The sequence below is a fragment of the Aquitalea sp. FG25 genome, assembly GCF_057809375.1.
Genome location: NZ_JBMDJV010000015.1, coordinates 119,899 through 136,695, shown reverse-complemented (window position 1 = coordinate 136,695; position 16,797 = coordinate 119,899). Strand labels below are relative to the sequence as shown.

Here is a 16,797-nt window from a genome sequence, read left to right as displayed (position 1 = left end):
AACTCGCGACCTCAACCTTGGCAAGGTTGCGCTCTACCAACTGAGCTATTCCCGCATTCATCTTGGTTTGCTTCTCTTGTCTGCCACCTAAGTGGCGTCGAGAGAGTGCGAATTATAAGGGTTTCTCAGACCCTGTCAACACTTCACACATCAATTTTTTTACCGGAAAACTCACGTGCAGCCATGCGCAGATAGTAAACCATTGACCACAAAGTCAAAATCACGGCGACTACCATGAAAATATTTCCCAACAACAAAGTACTGACCCCAGGCAAAAGCGGGCCAGCATACAGCAGCAGCAGAATCGCCAACATCTGCGCAGCGGTTTTCAGCTTGCCGATATAGGCTACGGCCACGCTACCACGGCTGCCCATGCCTGCCATCCATTCGCGCAAAGCGGAGATGGTGATTTCGCGGCCAATGATGATCATGGCCATCCAACCGGGGGTGCGCCCCATTTCCACCAGCAGGATCAGCGCCGCAGCGACGATGAGCTTGTCAGCGACCGGATCGAGAAAGGCACCGAAGGCGGAGGTTTGGCCCAGCTTGCGCGCTAGGAATCCATCCAGCCAGTCGGTCCAGGCGGCGAGAAAGAAGATCATGGCACCGACATTATTTCGGTCGGTCGCCATCAACATGGAATCCGGCAGGAAAAAAACCGCGACACACAGTGGTATCAGCGCAACGCGCAGCCAGGTAAGGAAGATCGGCAAATTGAAGGGCATGTGGTTAATCTGCTTATGGTTTTCGTTCAATGCAAAGCCTGATAGATCTTTTCTGCCAACGTACGGCTGATACCGTCCACTTGGGACAGTTCATCCACACCGGCAGCCACCACGCCGCGCAAGCCGCCAAATCGCAGCAGCAGCTGTTGACGACGCTTGGCACCAATGCCTGGAATGTCCTCCAGCGTGGAGGCAGTCCGTGCCTTGGCACGTCGGGCACGGTGGCCGGTAATGGCAAAGCGGTGTGCTTCGTCACGAATTGTCTGTATCAGGTGCAGGGCCGGATGATCACTGCGCAATTGTAGCGTCTTTTGCTGATAAGGGAGGATGAGCGTTTCCAGACCGGGTTTGCGCTCTTCTCCTTTGGCTACCCCGATGATGGGCAGCGTCAGCCCCAGCTCGGCAAAGACATCTAGCGCGACACCGACCTGGCCCTTGCCGCCGTCAATCAACACCGCATCGGGTAATACCCCCTCCCCTGCCGCCAGGCGACTGTAGCGACGGGTAAGTGCTTCGCGCATGGCAGCGTAATCATCACCCGCTTTGGCGGTTTCAATATTAAAGCGCCGGTACTGGCCCGGCTGCATGGCTTCCTTGTCGTATACAACGCAGGATGCCACTGTGGCTTCGCCCATGGTATGGCTGATATCAAAACACTCCAGGCGCTCTACGCCTTCCAGTCCCAGCGCTTCGTTTAGCTGCGCCACGCGGTGCTGCTGGGTTGCCTTGCTGCTGAGCCGCTGCTGAATGGCCAACATGGCATTTTTTCCGGCCATTTCCAGCCACACCCGCCGCTCGCTGATGGGGTTGCTGACCAGATGGACTCGGCGTTCGGATTGTTCTTCCAGCAAGTTGCGCAGTGCAGCAGAGATATCCTGATTGACAATGATAACTGGCGGCATGGGCGCACCCAGGTAGTGCTGGGCGAGGAAGGCATCCAGATTGGACGCGGCATCATCATACGGTGTGCCTTGCGGGAAAAAGCTTTTGTCTCCCAAGTGGCGACCGCCCCGAATCATCACCAAATTAATGCACACCAACCCACCCTCAGCAGCAACGGCCACCACATCGCAGTCGAGCTGGCTGGCGTTGCTGGAGACGAATTGCTTTTCCTGTACGCGGCTGAGCGCCTGAATCTGGTCGCGCAGTTCGGCAGCCTGCTCGAATTCAAGCTGTGCTGCTGCCTGTTCCATGCGCTGGGTAAGCATATCGAGGAGTTCGTTTTGCCGGCCTTGCAAAAAGGCAACCGCACTTTGTACATCGCCCTGGTATTCCTCGGCACTGATATGTTCGACACAGGGGCCGGAGCAGCGCTTGATCTGGAATAGCAGACAGGGGCGGGAGCGATTGGCAAAGACCGCATCTTCACAGGTGCGTAGACGAAACACTTTTTGCAGGATCTGAATGCTTTCCCTGACGGCATAACTGTTGGGGTAAGGGCCAAAAAACTGATGCGGCTTCTTGGGCTCACCCCGGTAATACGCCAACTGGGGAAAAGCATGGCCAGTAAGCATCAGATAGGGATAAGACTTGTCATCCCGAAACAGAATGTTGTACTTGGGAGCCAGCGCCTTGATCAGGTTGTTTTCCAGGATCAACGCTTCAGCTTCCGAGCGGGTGACGGTGGTTTCGATACTGGCAATCTGCCGCACCATGAGCTGAATGCGGGGTGAGTGGTCAGTCTTCTGAAAGTAGGAACTGACGCGCTTTTTCAGATCGATGGCCTTGCCCACATAAAGCACATTGCCCGACGTATCGAACATGCGATAAACGCCGGGCAAATTGGGGAGTGTAGCCAGTACCGATTGATAATCGAAACTGTTCTGGTTCATGTGATCACTGGTTGCACCAGCTTTGTACATCCTGCTGGGCTTGCTGCAGCAGGGAGCTGCGCTGGCTGTCGGAGGCAAGGGCATTGCTGCCTGGCATGCGGATACGTCCATTCTGTTGCAGCGACGCTAGATTATCGCGCGCACGCTTGCAGTTTTCCTGTGCAACTTTTTTGTTCTGCTCTTTTACTTTGGCATTGTCTGCCGCGATTTCGGCATTTTTCTTATCGGTATCGCTAATGGCCGCCCCACCCTTGACGGTCTTGGAGGGGGCAGAAGCCGGCGCATAAGTGTGTACATTCATCTGCTTAGCCTTTGCCCCCGGCGGCGGCTGATCAGAAAATACGGTCTTGCCGTTGGCATCGACATACTGGTAGACCTCCGCCATCGCGGGGGCTGACAGCAGAATTGCAACAAGCACGCTCAGAATAGCGGGGGTTTTCATGGTGTGATGTCCTAAGCTGAAACAGCTTGATTGTACGGTGTCGGGACGCTGATCGCAAAAGCAAGCCTCAGCATTTTTTGCAACACATCAATAGTCTCGGTATAATGCCGCTTTGCCGCAAAGGAAACGCCAGATGCGTATCATCGAGAAAGCCTATACTTTCGACGACGTTCTCCTCGTCCCGGCCCATTCTGAAGTTCTGCCGCGCGACGTAGTCCTCTCTACCAAACTCTCCCGCAATATCACGCTGAACCTGCCGCTGGTTTCTGCTGCCATGGATACGGTTACCGAATCCGGGCTGGCCATTGCCATGGCGCAGGAAGGTGGTATCGGCATCATTCACAAGAATATGTCGGCCGACAAACAGGCTGCGGAAGTGTCCAAGGTTAAACGCCACGAAAGTGGCGTGGTGAAAGACCCGATCACCATTGCACCAGACATGCTGGTGCGCGATCTGGTGCTGCTGACCCGCCAACACAAGATTTCCGGCCTGCCGGTGATCGAAAACGGTAAGGTTGTGGGTATTGTCACCAACCGTGACCTGCGTTTCGAAACCCGTCTGGAACAATCCGTCGGCTCCATCATGACCCCGCGCGAGCGCCTGATTACCGTCAAGGAAGGTGCCAGCATCGATGAAGCCCGCGAGCTGATGCACACCCATCGCCTGGAGCGCGTGCTGGTCATCAACGATGCCTGGGAGTTGAAGGGTCTGATCACCGTCAAGGACATCATCAAGACCAGCGAACACCCGAGCGCCAACAAGGACAATCAGGGCCGCCTGCGTGTAGGCGCTGCCGTGGGTACTGGTGGTGATACCGAACAGCGCGTGGCTGCACTGGTGGCCGCTGGCGTGGATGTGATTGTGGTGGATACTGCCCACGGCCACAGCCAGGGTGTGATCGACCGCGTACGCTGGGTCAAGCAAACCTACCCGCAGGTGGACGTGATTGGCGGCAACATCGCCACCGCTGCTGCCGCGCGCGCACTGGTGGAAGCTGGTGCTGACGGCGTGAAAGTGGGTATTGGCCCCGGCTCCATCTGCACCACCCGTATCGTGGCCGGTGTAGGCGTACCGCAACTGACCGCTATCCACAATGTGTCCGAAGAACTGAAAGGCACTGGCGTGCCGATGATCGCTGACGGCGGCATCCGTTTCTCCGGTGACATCTCCAAGGCACTGGCTGCCGGTGGCAATTGCGTGATGCTGGGTGGCATGTTTGCCGGTACGGAAGAAGCCCCGGGCGAAGTCGAGCTGTATCAGGGCCGTTCCTACAAGTCCTACCGCGGTATGGGCTCGCTGGGTGCCATGAGCCAGGGTTCGGCCGACCGTTACTTCCAGGACAGCTCCAACGCTGCCGACAAGTTCGTGCCGGAAGGCATTGAAGGTCGCGTACCGTACAAGGGCCCGATCGCTGCCGTCATCCATCAGCTGATGGGTGGCCTGCGCTCCTCGATGGGTTACCTGGGCTGCGCCAACATCGATGAAATGCATGAAAAAGCCGGCTTCGTGGAAATCACCTCCGCCGGCATGCAGGAATCGCATGTGCATGATGTACAAATCACCAAGGAAGCGCCGAACTATCACGTTTCGCGTTAATCCTCAGTCATCAGCGGTCGCACGACCGCTTGACGATCAACAGCCCGCGTCACACGACGCGGGCTTTTTTATGGCCATCGCTCAAGCCAGCGGTAACAGTAATCGGGTACGCCAAGCCTCTGGTGCCACATCATGCGGGCCGCTCAAGGCTTCATCCAGCAAGGGCCGTTGACCGTACTGCTCGCCGCTGCCGGGTAACCATTCCTGCAGCAACCAGTTCCATGCCTCTGCCAGCCCCTGATACGGCCCCGGATGCACAATGCAAGCATACCGCCCGGCAGCCAGTTCTCCGTAGACGAAGCCCAGTTCTTCCACTTTGGCACGTGGCAATGACAAAGCCGGCGGCGGGGTCAGGCAGGCCGCTGCCCGTAATGCCTGCGGCGCAACCGTGGCAGGGTCATCCAGATACTGACCGAATACCCGCACGGCTTGCGGGCCAGACGCATGTTGCTGCAACAAAGCACGCAAAGCGGCAAAAGCAGCCGCAATGCCCGCGTAAGGCCCCAGATGCGGTTTCATCAGCACCGGCAGCGGCTGTTCGATCTGCATGATTTCTACCTGGTACATGATGGGCTCCGGTTTAATCTTGCAAGGCCAGCAGCAAACGGCTGCGCAATTGCATGGGCGGCGTGTTGTAAGGGGAGTTCAGATACTGTTCGAGGCAAGGTAAGTTGGCGGGTTCTTCACCGCTTTGCGGCAGCCAGTGGCGATACAACTGATCCCATGCTGTTTTCAGCTCGGCATACGGCCCCACATGCTCCAGGCAAGCATAGCGGCTGGCCGGGATTTCACCACGGGAAAAACCCTGTGCCGCCAGCGCGGCATCGCTCAGGCAGAATCCGGCAGGCAAGCTGACACTGGCGATGGCGCGCAAATCAGCCGCTGCCACCTCATCCGGATCATCCAGATACTGGCCAAACACTTGCAAAGGCTCCCCGCCAGCCGGCATCGGCCCCACTAAGGCATGCAGGGCATCAAAAGCCTGTCCAATCCCCATATACGGCCCACGATGATGCCGTTGCAATACCGGCACGGCAGGTAACAACAAGATACTGACCTGATGCATAACGCGCTCCTGTAAAGTGGCGGAAATGAGCAAGCGTCGCTGACGATAACGTCCTGGCGTCTCGCCGTAGTGCTTGCCAAAAGCCCGCACAAAAGCAGCACTGCTGCCATAACCGGCACGGGTGGCAATGCCAGGCAGGGTGCGCCGGCCAGCCGCCAGCTCACCAGCCGCACGGTGCAACAACATGCGCTGTCGGCTCTGGCTTAAGGTCTCGCCCATCAACGCATGAAACAGGCGATGAAAGTGGTAGGGCGAGAAGCAGGCCTCCTCGGCCAACCTCTCCAGTGAAACCGGTTGATCCAGATGCCGCCACAGGTAATCCAGTGCGCACATCAGGCGCTGCGAATACAGGGTGCCGGGGCCGTGCTGGCGGTAGGGTTTGCTCATGACGGACAGTCTAGGTGAGATGCATTGATCAATTTTGCGATTCTAGCCTGCCTCATCAGTACGATGCACATTTCGCCCGAAGGCATCTTCTTGCCCTCCCCTGCCATGCTGGCAATCGCCCCCTTGGCTGACTGTTTATGCTGAGCACACGCTGATTTTTCCGTACACTAATCCCCTTCCCACCCCAGACGATTAGCCAGCCATGCCCCCTGTTCAGCACAGCCGTAGCGAATTCATCACCTTAAACCAGCACCACTACCATTTGCGCCACTGGGGCGAGGCTTCGGCTCCCTTACTGCTTATGCTGCACGGCTGGATGGATAGCGCGGCCACGTTTCAGTTTCTGGTCGATGCCCTGCCCGGAAACTGGCATGTGGTAGCACCCGACTGGCGTGGCTTTGGCGATAGCAGCTGGAATCTGGGCAGCTATTACTTCCCCGATTACCTGGCCGATCTGGATGCCCTGTTGCACCATCTTTCTCCCACGCAGCCGGTCCGGCTGCTGGGGCACAGCATGGGTGCGATGATTGCCGGCATCTATGCCGGTGTGCGCCCGGAGCGGATTGAACGTCTGTCACTGGTGGAAGGCTTTGGCCTGAGTGCCACGCGCCCAGCAGAAGCACCGGGGCGCTATGCACGCTGGCTACGCGAGCGTAGAACGGCACCGGTGTTCAACGGCTTGGGCAGCCTAGAAAATGTTGCGGACAAACTGATTGAACGCAACCCCAGACTGGACAGACAGCGCGCCCTATGGCTGGCCGCTACGCTCACCCGCAGCACGCCGGATGGTGAGTTGGTGTATCGGGCCGATCCGCGCCATAAAATGGTGAACCCGGTACTGTACCGCCTGGAGGAGGCCAAGAGCTGCTGGCAGCGCATCACCGCACCCGTCCAGTGGGTGATGGGGGGAGACATGTGGGACCACCCCATGGCCAAGGGGGTAGTAGACACCCTGCCAGAACGCCGCGCCTGCTTTGCCCAGCTGCAAGAAACCGTGGTTGCCGATGCAGGCCACATGATCCAGTGGGAGCAGCCCACCGCGCTGGCAGAGGTGATTCAGCATTTCCTGATTTAAGCTGAAACCAAGCCCGATTGAAGACCCGGTCCATACCCGCTTGCGTATGATCAAAATTTATCGGATCGCGTATTAAGATGGCCTAACGATGGGCTGGAAGGCTGATAAAATAAACGGAAATCATCTCCTGATAGCATCCAGCATGACGCCACTGATCAGTACCGACGAGCGTGACGAACTCCTGAAAAATTTGGTTATCCCCCCGCGTCCGGATGTGCTGGACAAGCTGTCGAAACTGCGTAATGACCCCGATGTCACGCTGCAAAAGCTGGACGACATTATCAGCGAAGACCTCGCCCTGTGCGTTGCCATGCTCAAGGCAGCCAACACGCCCATTCTCGGTCGCGGGCGCCACATTACCTCCATCCATCAGGCCATCAGCCTGCTGGGGGTGAAAAATGTAATCAGCCTGGTCAGCGGTCTGGTATTGCGTACCCAGCTGACTGCAGAAACACCGCCGGCGCTAGAGCAGTTCTGGGATAACACATTGCAAATTGCCGCAATCAGCGCCGCACTGTGCGACCAGATCGTGCATGTCCCGGATGACTGCCAAAGCTTTGCCCTGTTTCACAGCTGTGGCATGGCCATCATGCTGATGCGCTTTCCTGGCTATATCCGTACCTTGCGGCTGGTGGAAATGGCCAGTGATGATCGCATTGGGCTGGTGGAGCAGGAGCTGCACGGCACCCGCCATGATGTCGTCGGCTATCTGGTTGCCCGTAGCTGGAACATGCCGGAGAACTTTGCCAAAGCCATCCTGATGCAGAATGACGACACGGTCATGGCCACCGGACCTGATGCACCGCTGGATCATGATGGCCGCATGATGGTTGCCGTCACCAGAGCGGCGCGCCATGTGTGGCGCACACTGACACCGGGCAAGGAAGATGCTGGCTGGGATGCCCGCAAAGACGAGGTACTCAATTACCTGGGCATGTCGGATGTGGAGTTTGAAGACTGGCGGGATGCCATGCATCAGCAGCTTGCCGCCACCGTGTAGCCGCTTACGGAATCACATAAAAAAACCGCGTGACATCCACGCGGTTTTTTTTGCTCGCCAGGGTGAGCCAATCAACCCAGATAACGCGCCTGCAGATGCGCACGGAAATAATCTGGATTCAATTCCTCTCCACAAGCGCGCGTGACCAGCTCGGCAGTTGGGTAGCGGCTGGCCTGGCTCCAGATATTCTTGTCCAGCCAGCCGAACACAGCGGACAGATCTCCTGCCGCAATGCGCTGATCCAGATCGGGCATGTTGCGGCGCATGACGGCAAAGTACTGTGCCGCATACATCGCTCCTAGCGTGTAGCTGGGGAAGTAGCCAAAGCTGCCATCGGTCCAGTGAATATCCTGCAGGCAGCCCTGCCGGTAATTGCCACGTGTATCCACACCTAGATACGCCTGCATTTTCTCATCCCACAGCGCAGGAATGTCCTCAGCCTCGATCTCGCCTTCAATCAGCGCCTTTTCAATTTCATAGCGCAGGATGACGTGGGCCGGATAGCATAATTCATCCGCATCCACCCGGATGAAGCCCGGATGGACACGGCTGTACAGCCGGGCAAGATTATCGGCAGCAAAGGCAGGCTGTGCGCCCAGATGCTCGCTGATTAGCGGTGAAATCAGCGACAGGAAAGCGGGATTGCGCCCCAGTTGCATCTCGAAGGACAGACTCTGGCTTTCATGAATTCCCATGGAGCGGGCACGCCCTACCGGCAGATGCAGCATGTCGCGTGGCAGGCCCTGCTCGTAACGGGCATGACCGGTTTCATGAATGATGCCCATCAGGCTTTGCATGAAGTCATCTTCCCGGTAGCGGGTGGTAATGCGCACATCTTCCGGTACGCCACCGCAGAAGGGATGTACGCTGACATCCAGCCGACCAGCATCAAAATCGAATCCCAGCAAAGCCATGACCGCCAAACCAAGCTGGCGTTGCTGCTCTACCGGAAAGCTGCCCTGCGGCAGGACAAGTGTTTCCTTTGCCTGCTTGGCCATTACCTGGGAGATCAGGCCTGGCAACCATTGCTTGACTGCGCCGAAGATACGGTCGATGTCAGCACTTTGCATGCCGGGCTCGTATTTATTCATCAGGGCATCGTAGGGCGAACATCCCTGGGCAGATGCCAGCAGCTGGGCCTCACGCCGGGACAGCTGTACCACTTCGCGGAAATTTTCCAGGAAGCCCTGCCAATCGTTGCCGGCACGCTGTTCACGCCAGGCATGTTCACAGCGCGCCCCAGCCAGGGCCTGGGCTTCAACCAGATCGGCGGGCAGCAGATTGGCCTGCTGCCACTCCCGCCGCATTTCCCGCAGGCTGGCCACTTCGGCCGCGCTGAGGTTTTCCTGTTCTGCATCTTGCAAGGCTTGCGCCAGCTTCGGATCGGTCAGCGTGGCATGCATCAGCACTTCCAGCTCTGCCTGGGCCGCTGCCCTGGCCTCATTGCCCTTGGGTGGCATCATGGTGGCCTGATCCCAGCCAGCCATGGCTGCCAGATGGGCAAAACGGTGCAGGCGGGTAAAACGGGCAAGCAGCGATGCATACGCCGGTGATTGCGACATGCGGACTCCTGAACGAAACAAGTAAATGAGATGTAGGCCAGCAGTGGCAATGCCAGCCGGACCAAAACCGACGGCGGTGGCCGCCGCTTTAGTGTTGGCGGGTAGTACTGCCCGGCTGCAACAGGCTGATGGGCTGGGCAGCCTCTTCCGCCAGATGGATACGTTCGTGCGCAGGCGGAAAAGACAGCCAATAGTAGAAATATTCCCGCGCCAGTTGAACAAAGGCTTTCTGGTTCTGCGCATCATTCAGATGCAACAGCATGGCATCCACCACCATGCGGAAACTATCTGGCCGGTAAGGTTGGCCGGACAACAGGAACAACATGCCCTTGAGCAGATACTCGCGCTCCTGGATGTCGGCTTCGGGCATGCCATCCTCAAACAGCTTGCCCAGGTAGATTTCTAGCGAGGGTGGAAAAACATCAAAACCCTGCCGCCGCATTCTCTCCAGCAGGGAGGCCAGCGAGTCGGCCATTTCCAGCCGCACATTACGGGTGGTAAAGCCTGAGCGGGCAGTGATTTCCACCAGCTTTTTCACATCGCCCAGCCAGAAATAATAGAATTCGCGCGCGCAAGTCAGTGCCGTCACGCGATCGACCACCACGCAATCATTGACGAAGCGTTCCACCACGCGCCGAAATGACTGGGCATCACGCGAGACACCATCCAGCATGGGCAGCAGGCGATCAAGCAACTGACGCCGCTCATCCAGCACCTGCTCGACCGCACCTTGCCGCAGGATAAGGCGCAGATACGCATCCAGCGCCTGTTGCAGGGCACTCATGTCCATGCCGGGAAGAGATGATACCGACTCAGTCATTAGCTTTTACTCGCGATGTCGGCCATTGCCGATGTTGCCCTCCAGCCTGCAGAGCGCAGCCAGGGGAAACCAGTTTCATTGTGGAACATGAACAGCAGTTCGGCCAGACGAATTACCGCCTGCTGCTTTACGCCGGATACAAGCTCACGGCATGGCAAAGTTCATGCTGATACGGATGTCCGCCCCCACCATCCGCACATCCTGGATTTTGACCTGCTGCTTGTCTGCCAGATCTTCCAGCGCCGGCCAGGCAAACAGCCCTTGCGCGGTACTGCCGACCAGGGACGGGGCCAGATACAGAATGGCCTCATCCACCAGTCCGGCACGCACCAGGGCACCATTCAGCCCGGCACCCGCTTCAATCATCAGTTCATTGACACCGCGCTCAGCCAGTCGTTGCATCAGCATGGGCAGATTGGCGTGTCCGGCATCCTCTGGCAGAACCATCAACTCTGCGCCACGCTGCAAATAAGGCTGATGGCGCGCCTGATCGGCAATACTGGTCACCAGCAGAGTATTGCCACCATGAAAAATGCGTCGATCCGGTGGCGTTACCAGCCGACTGTCCAGCACAACCCGCAAGGGCTGCTGCGGCAGGATGAAATCACGTACCGTCAATTGCGGATTATCCACCAGCACCGTCCCGCTGCCGGTCAGAATAGCGCAGCTGCGCGCACGCAGCTTCTGAACGTCGTGGCGAGCCGCCGGGCCGGTAATCCACTGGCTCTTGCCATTGAGCAAGGCGGTCTTGCCATCCAGCGTGGCGGCGGCCTTGAGCGTTACCCAGGGGCGCTGCCGCTCCACCCGCGACAGAAAACCGCGATGTACGCGCCGGGCCTCGCTCTCCAGCAGCCCGGCACTGGCATCGATGCCTGCGGCACGCAGCATGGCCAGACCACGCCCTGCCACCTCATGATAGGGGTCCACCATGGCGGCTACCACGCGTGATACTTCTTCCTTGATCAGCCGCTCGGCACAAGGCGGGGTGCGGCCATGATGACTGCAAGGCTCCAGTGTGACATAGGCTGTGGCACCACGCGGGCTATCGCCACGGGCAAGGCAATCCTTGATAGCCTGTATTTCGGCATGATCTCCACCAACCTGCAGCGTGGCACCTTCGCCGATCACCCGGCCATCTCGGACCAGTACACATCCAACGCCGGGATTGGGTGCCGCCCTACGGGTGGCGGCTTCGGCCAGGCGCAATGCCTGCTGCATGAATACATGGTCTTGCGGAGAAAACAACGACATCAACAAGCCTTCCAGCGGAATGAATAGTGGCCATGCCAACCCACGTTGGGGGGCAGCCTCTGATAAGCAAGCCACGCCCGGCGTATGCCGGGCGACGGCCTAGATTCAATGATTGGACTTCTGTATTTCCTTGATCGCATCCGAGAACTCGGAAATATCCTGGAAGCTGCGATAGACCGAGGCAAAACGCACGTAAGCCACTTTATCCAGCTTGGCCAGTTCGTTCATCACCATTTCACCAATCTGCCTGCTGGACACTTCACGCTCACCCAGTTGCAACAGGCGATGGCAGATGCGGTCGATGGCGTCATCCACCAGCGCCGTGGGTACCGGGCGCTTGTGCAGGGCACGCAGAAAGCTGGTACGCACCTTTTCGATCTCGAATTCGGAACGATGGCCACCAGACTTGACTACCTGCGGCATGCGCACATCAGCAGTCTCAAATGTCGTGAAGCGCTTTTCACAGGCCAGGCAACGGCGACGGCGACGGATGCTGGCACCGTCTTCGCTTACGCGGGAGTCAATCACCTGCGTATCGGCATTGCCACAGAAAGGACATTTCATGACGTGTCAATCCAGTGTTTTTTTGATAAGCACTGATGGTATCAGCAAAGACAACGCAGGTTAATGCCTGCCATCGTAAAGCCATGTTGATTTGACGCAGACAATAAAAAAGGCAGCCCGCAGGCTGCCTTTTTTATTCAGCGATATTCCGCTTACTTGGCGTAAACCGGGAAACGATGGCACAGCGCGGTAGCCTGTTCGGCCACGCGAGCGATGGCGGCATCGTCGTTCGGGTTATCCAGCACGTCGGCAACCAGGTTGGCAACCATCACGGCCTCGGCTTCCTTGAAGCCACGGGTAGTGATGGCCGGAGAGCCAATACGGATGCCGGAAGTCACGAACGGGCTTTCCGGGTCATTCGGAATGGCGTTCTTGTTAACGGTGATGTGACCACGGCCCAGCAGTGCATCGGCAGCCTTGCCGGTCAGGCCCTTCGGACGCAGGTCCACCAGGAAGACGTGGCTTTCGGTACGACCGGAGATGATGCGCAGACCACGTTCTGCCAGGGCACGGGCCATGGCGTCGGCGTTCTTCAGCACTTGCTCCTGATATACCTTGAATTCCGGTTGCAGCGCTTCTTTGAAAGCGATGGCCTTGCCGGCAATCACGTGCATCAGCGGGCCGCCCTGCAGGGTGGGGAATACATTGCTGTTGATGCTCTTTTCAAACTCGGCCTTGGCCAGAATGATGCCACCACGCGGACCACGCAGGGTCTTGTGGGTGGTGGAGGTCACGAAGTCGGCGTACGGCACCGGGTTCGGGTACACACCAGCGGCGATCAGGCCGGCGTAGTGCGCCATGTCGACCATGAAGTAAGCACCGCACTTCTTGGCGATCTGGCCCATGCGTTCGAAATCGAAGCGCAGCGCGTAAGCGGAGGCACCACCGATGATCAGCTTGGGCTTGGTTTCCATCGCTACGCGTTCCATGTCGTCGTAGTCGATTTCTTCCTTCTCGTTCAGACCGTAGGCAACGATGTTGAACATCTTGCCGGACAGGTTGGCCGGGGAGCCGTGGGTCAGGTGACCACCGTGACCCAGGTTCATGCCCATGACGGTATCGCCCGGCTTCAGGATGGAGAAGTACACCGCCTGGTTAGCCTGGGAGCCGGAGTGCGGCTGCACGTTGGCGTATTCGGCACCAAACAGCTGCTTCACACGGTCGATGGCCAGTTGTTCGACCACGTCGACGTGTTCACAGCCACCGTAAAAACGCTTGGCCGGATAGCCTTCAGCGTACTTGTTGGTCAGCTGGGAGCCCTGGGCTTCCATCACTGCGGGGCTGGTATAGTTTTCGGAAGCGATCAGTTCAATATGATCTTCCTGGCGTTGGCACTCGGCCTTGATAGCGGCGGCCAATTCCGGGTCGAACTTGGCAATCGTCTGGTCAGCTGCAAACATCTTTGACTCTTCCATCAAAGGGTTAACGATGAGGCCATTCTACACGAATCGCCCGGTGAAAAATTTTCACATAAAGCTATTTTGACGATACAAGCACACGCTGTACGCCATGGACATTCTTTATTGCCCGCTCAGCTGTGACAGGTCGTCTGCGGTAAAGAACAGCGGAATCCCGTCACGGCTTTCCGGGTAAATCTCAGCCAGAACATGAACATCTCGCACGTGGCATTCGGCCATCAGCTCACGGAAATTCGATTCAATCAGTGCCACATTGTCCATGGCAGCCAAAGGCCAGACAAACGCTTCCCAGTTGCGCTCGTCACCTTCTGCCGACAGGGTGATGTGCAACTCACCGTTGTCATGGGCGGACAAAATGGCCACCGGGTCTTTCGATAGCTCGCGCAGACGGCGGATCTGACTGCTGGCAAACACCTGCAGTGCCACTTCGAAGCGCGCAAAGTTACCGGCCACCAGCGCTTGCATCACCGGCAAGGGCGGTCGGGCAATCGGAAACAGCGTCACGCCATCGGTGTGCAGCTGTTCACCCAGGAATTTCATCAAGGGCATGCCCCAGGCACCCACGGTGCCACCCAGCTTCACGGGTACGGCATCCCCTTCCGGCTGGATGGCCACACCCAGCAGGTAGCGCAGGAACACGCCTTCTTCTTTCAGGGTGATGGCGGCACCGTTCAAGGCCTCACCAACACCATCTGCCGCAGTGGTCAGATCACGGGTCAGGCGATACAGCCTGGCCGCATCCATCGCCACCACCGTATCCGGATGCAGCAACTGGCCAAACACGCGCACATCACCATCGGAGCTGATTACCCCATGCTGGCGTAGCAAGTCATTCAGCCCATCTTCATCAGCGATAGCTGCCGGCAACGTTGCCTGGTTTTTGCTGCCTGCCACCAACACCAGTGGCAGGGCAAACACATGCGCCCGGCGACCGTCTGGCTGCTCCGCTGCGGCCCGTAATGCATCCCACACAATCTTATAAGTGTCCTGCGACGGCACCATCGCCAATGCGACCGAAATGGAGAGCAATTCGCCACGTTGCAGCATTTGCGCCATCGCATCGCGAATGGCGACAAACCACATTTCGCGATCCGCCTCGGTTGTGGCGTTTTGCACCGACAAGGCGTTATGGATCAGCATATTGGTCATCGATACCTGCGGGTGGTACTGACGTGGGTCCGGAAGAGTGAGAAGCGGCTGCGACATCATGTCATCCTGCTGAAATCGGGAAAGGCCATATTGTCGCACAGTCCGCCACGGCTGACTCACCAAGCAAGCGCTTGACTTTCGCTTTCAAACATAAGCATGTGCTGATTAGCGACAAAAACGGATATTTTTTCGTTTTCGAAAATTCAGATGTTGACACTCGCGCACCGCATCAGGATAATCCGTACTCGTTGAGATGCAGCAATTGCTTCTTGATAGTTTCTCCTCTATTTCTCCTTTGTAGACTTGGCGCGGGCCTCACGGCACCGCGCATTTTTTTTGCCCAACGCAGCCAAAGCACCGAAATTAAAGCCTGTAACACAATGTTATTAAAGATTTTTTACAGAAATCCGTGAAGAATCCAGCGCTGTTAATCGCAACGTCCCGTTATTGCAAACGCCTCTCCCACACTGATTTCCCCCTTTGCTGCCATGTCTGCCACCTGGCAAGGTAATGACAACAGCAAATGTTCGGTTATGAGCAATACAGCACAAAACACCAAACATATATTGTATACAAGTTCAAATTATTACAAAAAAGAAAAACCGAACATGCGGAAATGTTCGGTCTTGCAGGAAGAGCAAGAGAATGCAGCGCCAAAACACGCTGCCAATCAGGGAATCCGGTGCGCTTGCGTGACCGGAAATGATCTGACTTACCGCTGAAATTTAAGTTCACCGCTAAAGAAAAATCTTATCCACGGTCAAGACTGGCTGTGGCAAATACCCGACAGTTTTACTTGGTCTTGTCTTGCCACACCTTATTTCAGTGCTGGTCGCGGCAAAGCCAGCCAACGCTGCACCGATGCCCGCTGCCATTGCAAAGCCGCGTAATCCATCAGCCGCTGCGGCATGGGGTCGCCATTCAACCGTAAGCGGTTGAGCATCAGTGCCAGATCGACATCGACAATGCTCCACTCACCAAACAGGTAGTCCGAACCCGGCTGCAGGATCTGCTCGGCCACGCGTAGCAGTTTGTGCGCCGCACGCTGCGCTGCGTCAGACAAGGGGCGTGCGATTGGCCGGTAGAACACCACCAGCGTGTCACGTTCTTGTCGCAAGGGCAGCAAATCACTGCGCAGCCAGGCCTGGATTTGCCGCGCCCGCGCCTTGGCCTGTGGGTGCTGTGGATAAAGCGCCGGGTCGGGAAATACTTCGTCCAGATACTCGGTGATGGCAGAGGACTCACTCAGCACGAAGTCCCCATGCCGCAAGGCAGGCACGCGCGCTGTCAGCGAACTGGCTGCATAAGCCGGTGCATGATTGGCCCCGCTGTCCAGATCCAGGGTCGACAGGGTGAAGGGCAGCTGCTTTTCCTGCAGCGCCACATACACCAACATGGCATAGGGGCTGCAATACTGTGCGTCGACAGTCAGGTGCAGTGAAGCGGTATTGTTCATTGCCAAGTTCCTCAGCTGGTGACATCAATCCGCACAAGCCTGGTCTAGTTGCACAGACCCGGAGACAAAGCTTGCGCTACTTATCTTCCCTTCTTCCACGGTATACAGACACAGTAGTTCGATATAGCCCGGGCCTTCGGCAAAATTACGTCTGACCATTTCGTGGTCAATCACCACCTGCCCCAGTACTTGACGCCGTAACAGCCGCGCATGCAGATCGGGCTCGGCGAAGCGGGCGATGGCCCGCTGGCGAATCTCGGCATGGCCACGCGCCAGCAAAGTGGCAGGGTGCTGGTACTGGCAGGCATCTGCCGCATAGGTAGCCAGCCAGGCGTCCAGATCATGGGCGTTATAGGCATCCAACTGTTGCTGGACCACCTCTTCAGGGGACAAATGCAGGGTCTCTGCCATGTTGGATATTCTCTGGTGAGCAATCAGCGCAAAAAAACGGCA

At 57.4% G+C, this 16,797-nt stretch carries 16 protein-coding genes; 3 read left to right on the top strand and 13 right to left on the bottom strand.

Annotation, left to right across the window (positions count from 1 at the left end):
* Nucleotides 1–143 precede the first annotated feature (143 nt).
* From pgsA to ACODR9_RS14700, 3 genes are read right to left on the bottom strand one after another with little or no spacing between them, the layout of a single operon-like run.
* Nucleotides 144–725: a CDP-diacylglycerol--glycerol-3-phosphate 3-phosphatidyltransferase gene (pgsA, locus tag ACODR9_RS14710; protein WP_488810157.1), complete on the bottom strand. Its 582-nt coding sequence runs from the start codon at nucleotides 723–725 to the stop codon at nucleotides 144–146.
* A gap of 26 nt (nucleotides 726–751) precedes the next feature.
* Nucleotides 752–2,557 carry an excinuclease ABC subunit UvrC gene (gene uvrC / locus ACODR9_RS14705; protein WP_488810156.1) on the bottom strand — a complete coding sequence of 602 codons (1,806 nt, stop codon included), beginning with the start codon at nucleotides 2,555–2,557 and terminating at the stop codon, nucleotides 752–754.
* Nucleotides 2,558–2,561: 4 nt separating this feature from the next.
* Entirely contained in the window at nucleotides 2,562–2,999 is a 438-nt protein-coding gene (locus tag ACODR9_RS14700) for a DUF4124 domain-containing protein (RefSeq protein WP_488810155.1), read from the bottom strand.
* Nucleotides 3,000–3,132: 133 nt separating this feature from the next.
* On the opposite strand from ACODR9_RS14700, the gene guaB reads away from it, so the two are divergent.
* On the top strand, nucleotides 3,133–4,596 hold the full coding sequence (gene guaB / locus ACODR9_RS14695) for an IMP dehydrogenase (RefSeq protein WP_488810154.1): 1,464 nt from the start codon (nucleotides 3,133–3,135) through the stop codon (nucleotides 4,594–4,596).
* An 81-nt stretch (nucleotides 4,597–4,677) separates the two neighbouring features.
* Here the strand turns inward: guaB and ACODR9_RS14690 are convergent, their stop codons facing one another.
* Together ACODR9_RS14690 and ACODR9_RS14685 are read right to left on the bottom strand one after the other, a co-directional pair.
* Entirely contained in the window at nucleotides 4,678–5,163 is a 486-nt protein-coding gene (locus ACODR9_RS14690) for an AraC family transcriptional regulator (RefSeq protein ID WP_488810153.1), read from the bottom strand.
* A gap of 13 nt (nucleotides 5,164–5,176) precedes the next feature.
* Nucleotides 5,177–6,049 carry an AraC family transcriptional regulator gene (locus ACODR9_RS14685; protein ID WP_488810152.1) on the bottom strand — a complete coding sequence of 291 codons (873 nt, stop codon included), beginning with the start codon at nucleotides 6,047–6,049 and terminating at the stop codon, nucleotides 5,177–5,179.
* Nucleotides 6,050–6,251: 202 nt separating this feature from the next.
* On the opposite strand from ACODR9_RS14685, the gene ACODR9_RS14680 reads away from it, so the two are divergent.
* Both ACODR9_RS14680 and ACODR9_RS14675 read left to right on the top strand, forming a co-directional pair.
* Complete coding sequence (locus ACODR9_RS14680) at nucleotides 6,252–7,124, top strand: alpha/beta fold hydrolase (RefSeq protein ID WP_488810151.1); 873 nt, start codon at nucleotides 6,252–6,254, stop codon at nucleotides 7,122–7,124.
* A gap of 142 nt (nucleotides 7,125–7,266) precedes the next feature.
* A complete protein-coding gene (locus ACODR9_RS14675) occupies nucleotides 7,267–8,124 on the top strand; it encodes an HDOD domain-containing protein (protein ID WP_488810150.1) in 858 nt (285 codons plus the stop codon).
* A 71-nt stretch (nucleotides 8,125–8,195) separates the two neighbouring features.
* Here ACODR9_RS14675 and ACODR9_RS14670 read toward each other — a convergent pair whose 3' ends face one another.
* From ACODR9_RS14670 to ACODR9_RS14635, 8 genes are all read right to left on the bottom strand, one after another.
* On the bottom strand, nucleotides 8,196–9,686 hold the full coding sequence (locus ACODR9_RS14670) for a carboxypeptidase M32 (RefSeq protein WP_488810148.1): 1,491 nt from the start codon (nucleotides 9,684–9,686) through the stop codon (nucleotides 8,196–8,198).
* 88 nt (nucleotides 9,687–9,774) lie between these two features.
* Nucleotides 9,775–10,506, bottom strand: a complete 732-nt coding sequence (locus ACODR9_RS14665; RefSeq protein ID WP_488810147.1) for a hypothetical protein — start codon at nucleotides 10,504–10,506, stop codon at nucleotides 9,775–9,777.
* A gap of 144 nt (nucleotides 10,507–10,650) precedes the next feature.
* Nucleotides 10,651–11,757: a bifunctional diaminohydroxyphosphoribosylaminopyrimidine deaminase/5-amino-6-(5-phosphoribosylamino)uracil reductase RibD gene (gene ribD / locus ACODR9_RS14660; RefSeq protein ID WP_488810145.1), complete on the bottom strand. Its 1,107-nt coding sequence runs from the start codon at nucleotides 11,755–11,757 to the stop codon at nucleotides 10,651–10,653.
* A 105-nt stretch (nucleotides 11,758–11,862) separates the two neighbouring features.
* Complete coding sequence (gene nrdR, locus ACODR9_RS14655) at nucleotides 11,863–12,321, bottom strand: transcriptional regulator NrdR (RefSeq protein ID WP_159878897.1); 459 nt, start codon at nucleotides 12,319–12,321, stop codon at nucleotides 11,863–11,865.
* A 152-nt stretch (nucleotides 12,322–12,473) separates the two neighbouring features.
* Nucleotides 12,474–13,721 carry a serine hydroxymethyltransferase gene (gene glyA, locus ACODR9_RS14650; RefSeq protein ID WP_159878899.1) on the bottom strand — a complete coding sequence of 416 codons (1,248 nt, stop codon included), beginning with the start codon at nucleotides 13,719–13,721 and terminating at the stop codon, nucleotides 12,474–12,476.
* A 120-nt stretch (nucleotides 13,722–13,841) separates the two neighbouring features.
* Nucleotides 13,842–14,945, bottom strand: coding sequence for a hypothetical protein (locus ACODR9_RS14645; RefSeq protein ID WP_488810144.1), 1,104 nt, complete (start codon nucleotides 14,943–14,945; stop codon nucleotides 13,842–13,844).
* Between the two features lie 760 nt (nucleotides 14,946–15,705).
* A complete protein-coding gene (gene yfcF, locus ACODR9_RS14640) occupies nucleotides 15,706–16,344 on the bottom strand; it encodes a glutathione transferase (protein ID WP_488810143.1) in 639 nt (212 codons plus the stop codon).
* A gap of 24 nt (nucleotides 16,345–16,368) precedes the next feature.
* Complete coding sequence (locus tag ACODR9_RS14635; protein WP_488810142.1) at nucleotides 16,369–16,755, bottom strand: nuclear transport factor 2 family protein; 387 nt, start codon at nucleotides 16,753–16,755, stop codon at nucleotides 16,369–16,371.
* Between the last annotated feature and the right edge of the window lie 42 nt (nucleotides 16,756–16,797).

Excerpts from the sequence above, each read along its gene's own strand:
- ACODR9_RS14675 (WP_488810150.1), top strand. The coding sequence starts at position 7,267 with ATGACGCCACTGATCAGTACCGACGAGCGTGACGAACTCCTGAAAAAT.
- ACODR9_RS14700 (WP_488810155.1), bottom strand. The coding sequence starts at position 2,999 with ATGAAAACCCCCGCTATTCTGAGCGTGCTTGTTGCAATTCTGCTGTCA.
- ACODR9_RS14690 (WP_488810153.1), bottom strand. The coding sequence starts at position 5,163 with ATGTACCAGGTAGAAATCATGCAGATCGAACAGCCGCTGCCGGTGCTG.
- nrdR (WP_159878897.1), bottom strand. The coding sequence starts at position 12,321 with ATGAAATGTCCTTTCTGTGGCAATGCCGATACGCAGGTGATTGACTCC.
- guaB (WP_488810154.1), top strand. The coding sequence starts at position 3,133 with ATGCGTATCATCGAGAAAGCCTATACTTTCGACGACGTTCTCCTCGTC.
- ACODR9_RS14685 (WP_488810152.1), bottom strand. The coding sequence starts at position 6,049 with ATGAGCAAACCCTACCGCCAGCACGGCCCCGGCACCCTGTATTCGCAG.
- ACODR9_RS14670 (WP_488810148.1), bottom strand. The coding sequence starts at position 9,686 with ATGTCGCAATCACCGGCGTATGCATCGCTGCTTGCCCGTTTTACCCGC.
- ACODR9_RS14665 (WP_488810147.1), bottom strand. The coding sequence starts at position 10,506 with ATGACTGAGTCGGTATCATCTCTTCCCGGCATGGACATGAGTGCCCTG.
- ACODR9_RS14680 (WP_488810151.1), top strand. The coding sequence starts at position 6,252 with ATGCCCCCTGTTCAGCACAGCCGTAGCGAATTCATCACCTTAAACCAG.
- ACODR9_RS14645 (WP_488810144.1), bottom strand. The coding sequence starts at position 14,945 with ATGTCGCAGCCGCTTCTCACTCTTCCGGACCCACGTCAGTACCACCCG.
- ACODR9_RS14635 (WP_488810142.1), bottom strand. The coding sequence starts at position 16,755 with ATGGCAGAGACCCTGCATTTGTCCCCTGAAGAGGTGGTCCAGCAACAG.
- yfcF (WP_488810143.1), bottom strand. The coding sequence starts at position 16,344 with ATGAACAATACCGCTTCACTGCACCTGACTGTCGACGCACAGTATTGC.
- ribD (WP_488810145.1), bottom strand. The coding sequence starts at position 11,757 with ATGTCGTTGTTTTCTCCGCAAGACCATGTATTCATGCAGCAGGCATTG.
- pgsA (WP_488810157.1), bottom strand. The coding sequence starts at position 725 with ATGCCCTTCAATTTGCCGATCTTCCTTACCTGGCTGCGCGTTGCGCTG.
- glyA (WP_159878899.1), bottom strand. The coding sequence starts at position 13,721 with ATGTTTGCAGCTGACCAGACGATTGCCAAGTTCGACCCGGAATTGGCC.
- uvrC (WP_488810156.1), bottom strand. The coding sequence starts at position 2,557 with ATGAACCAGAACAGTTTCGATTATCAATCGGTACTGGCTACACTCCCC.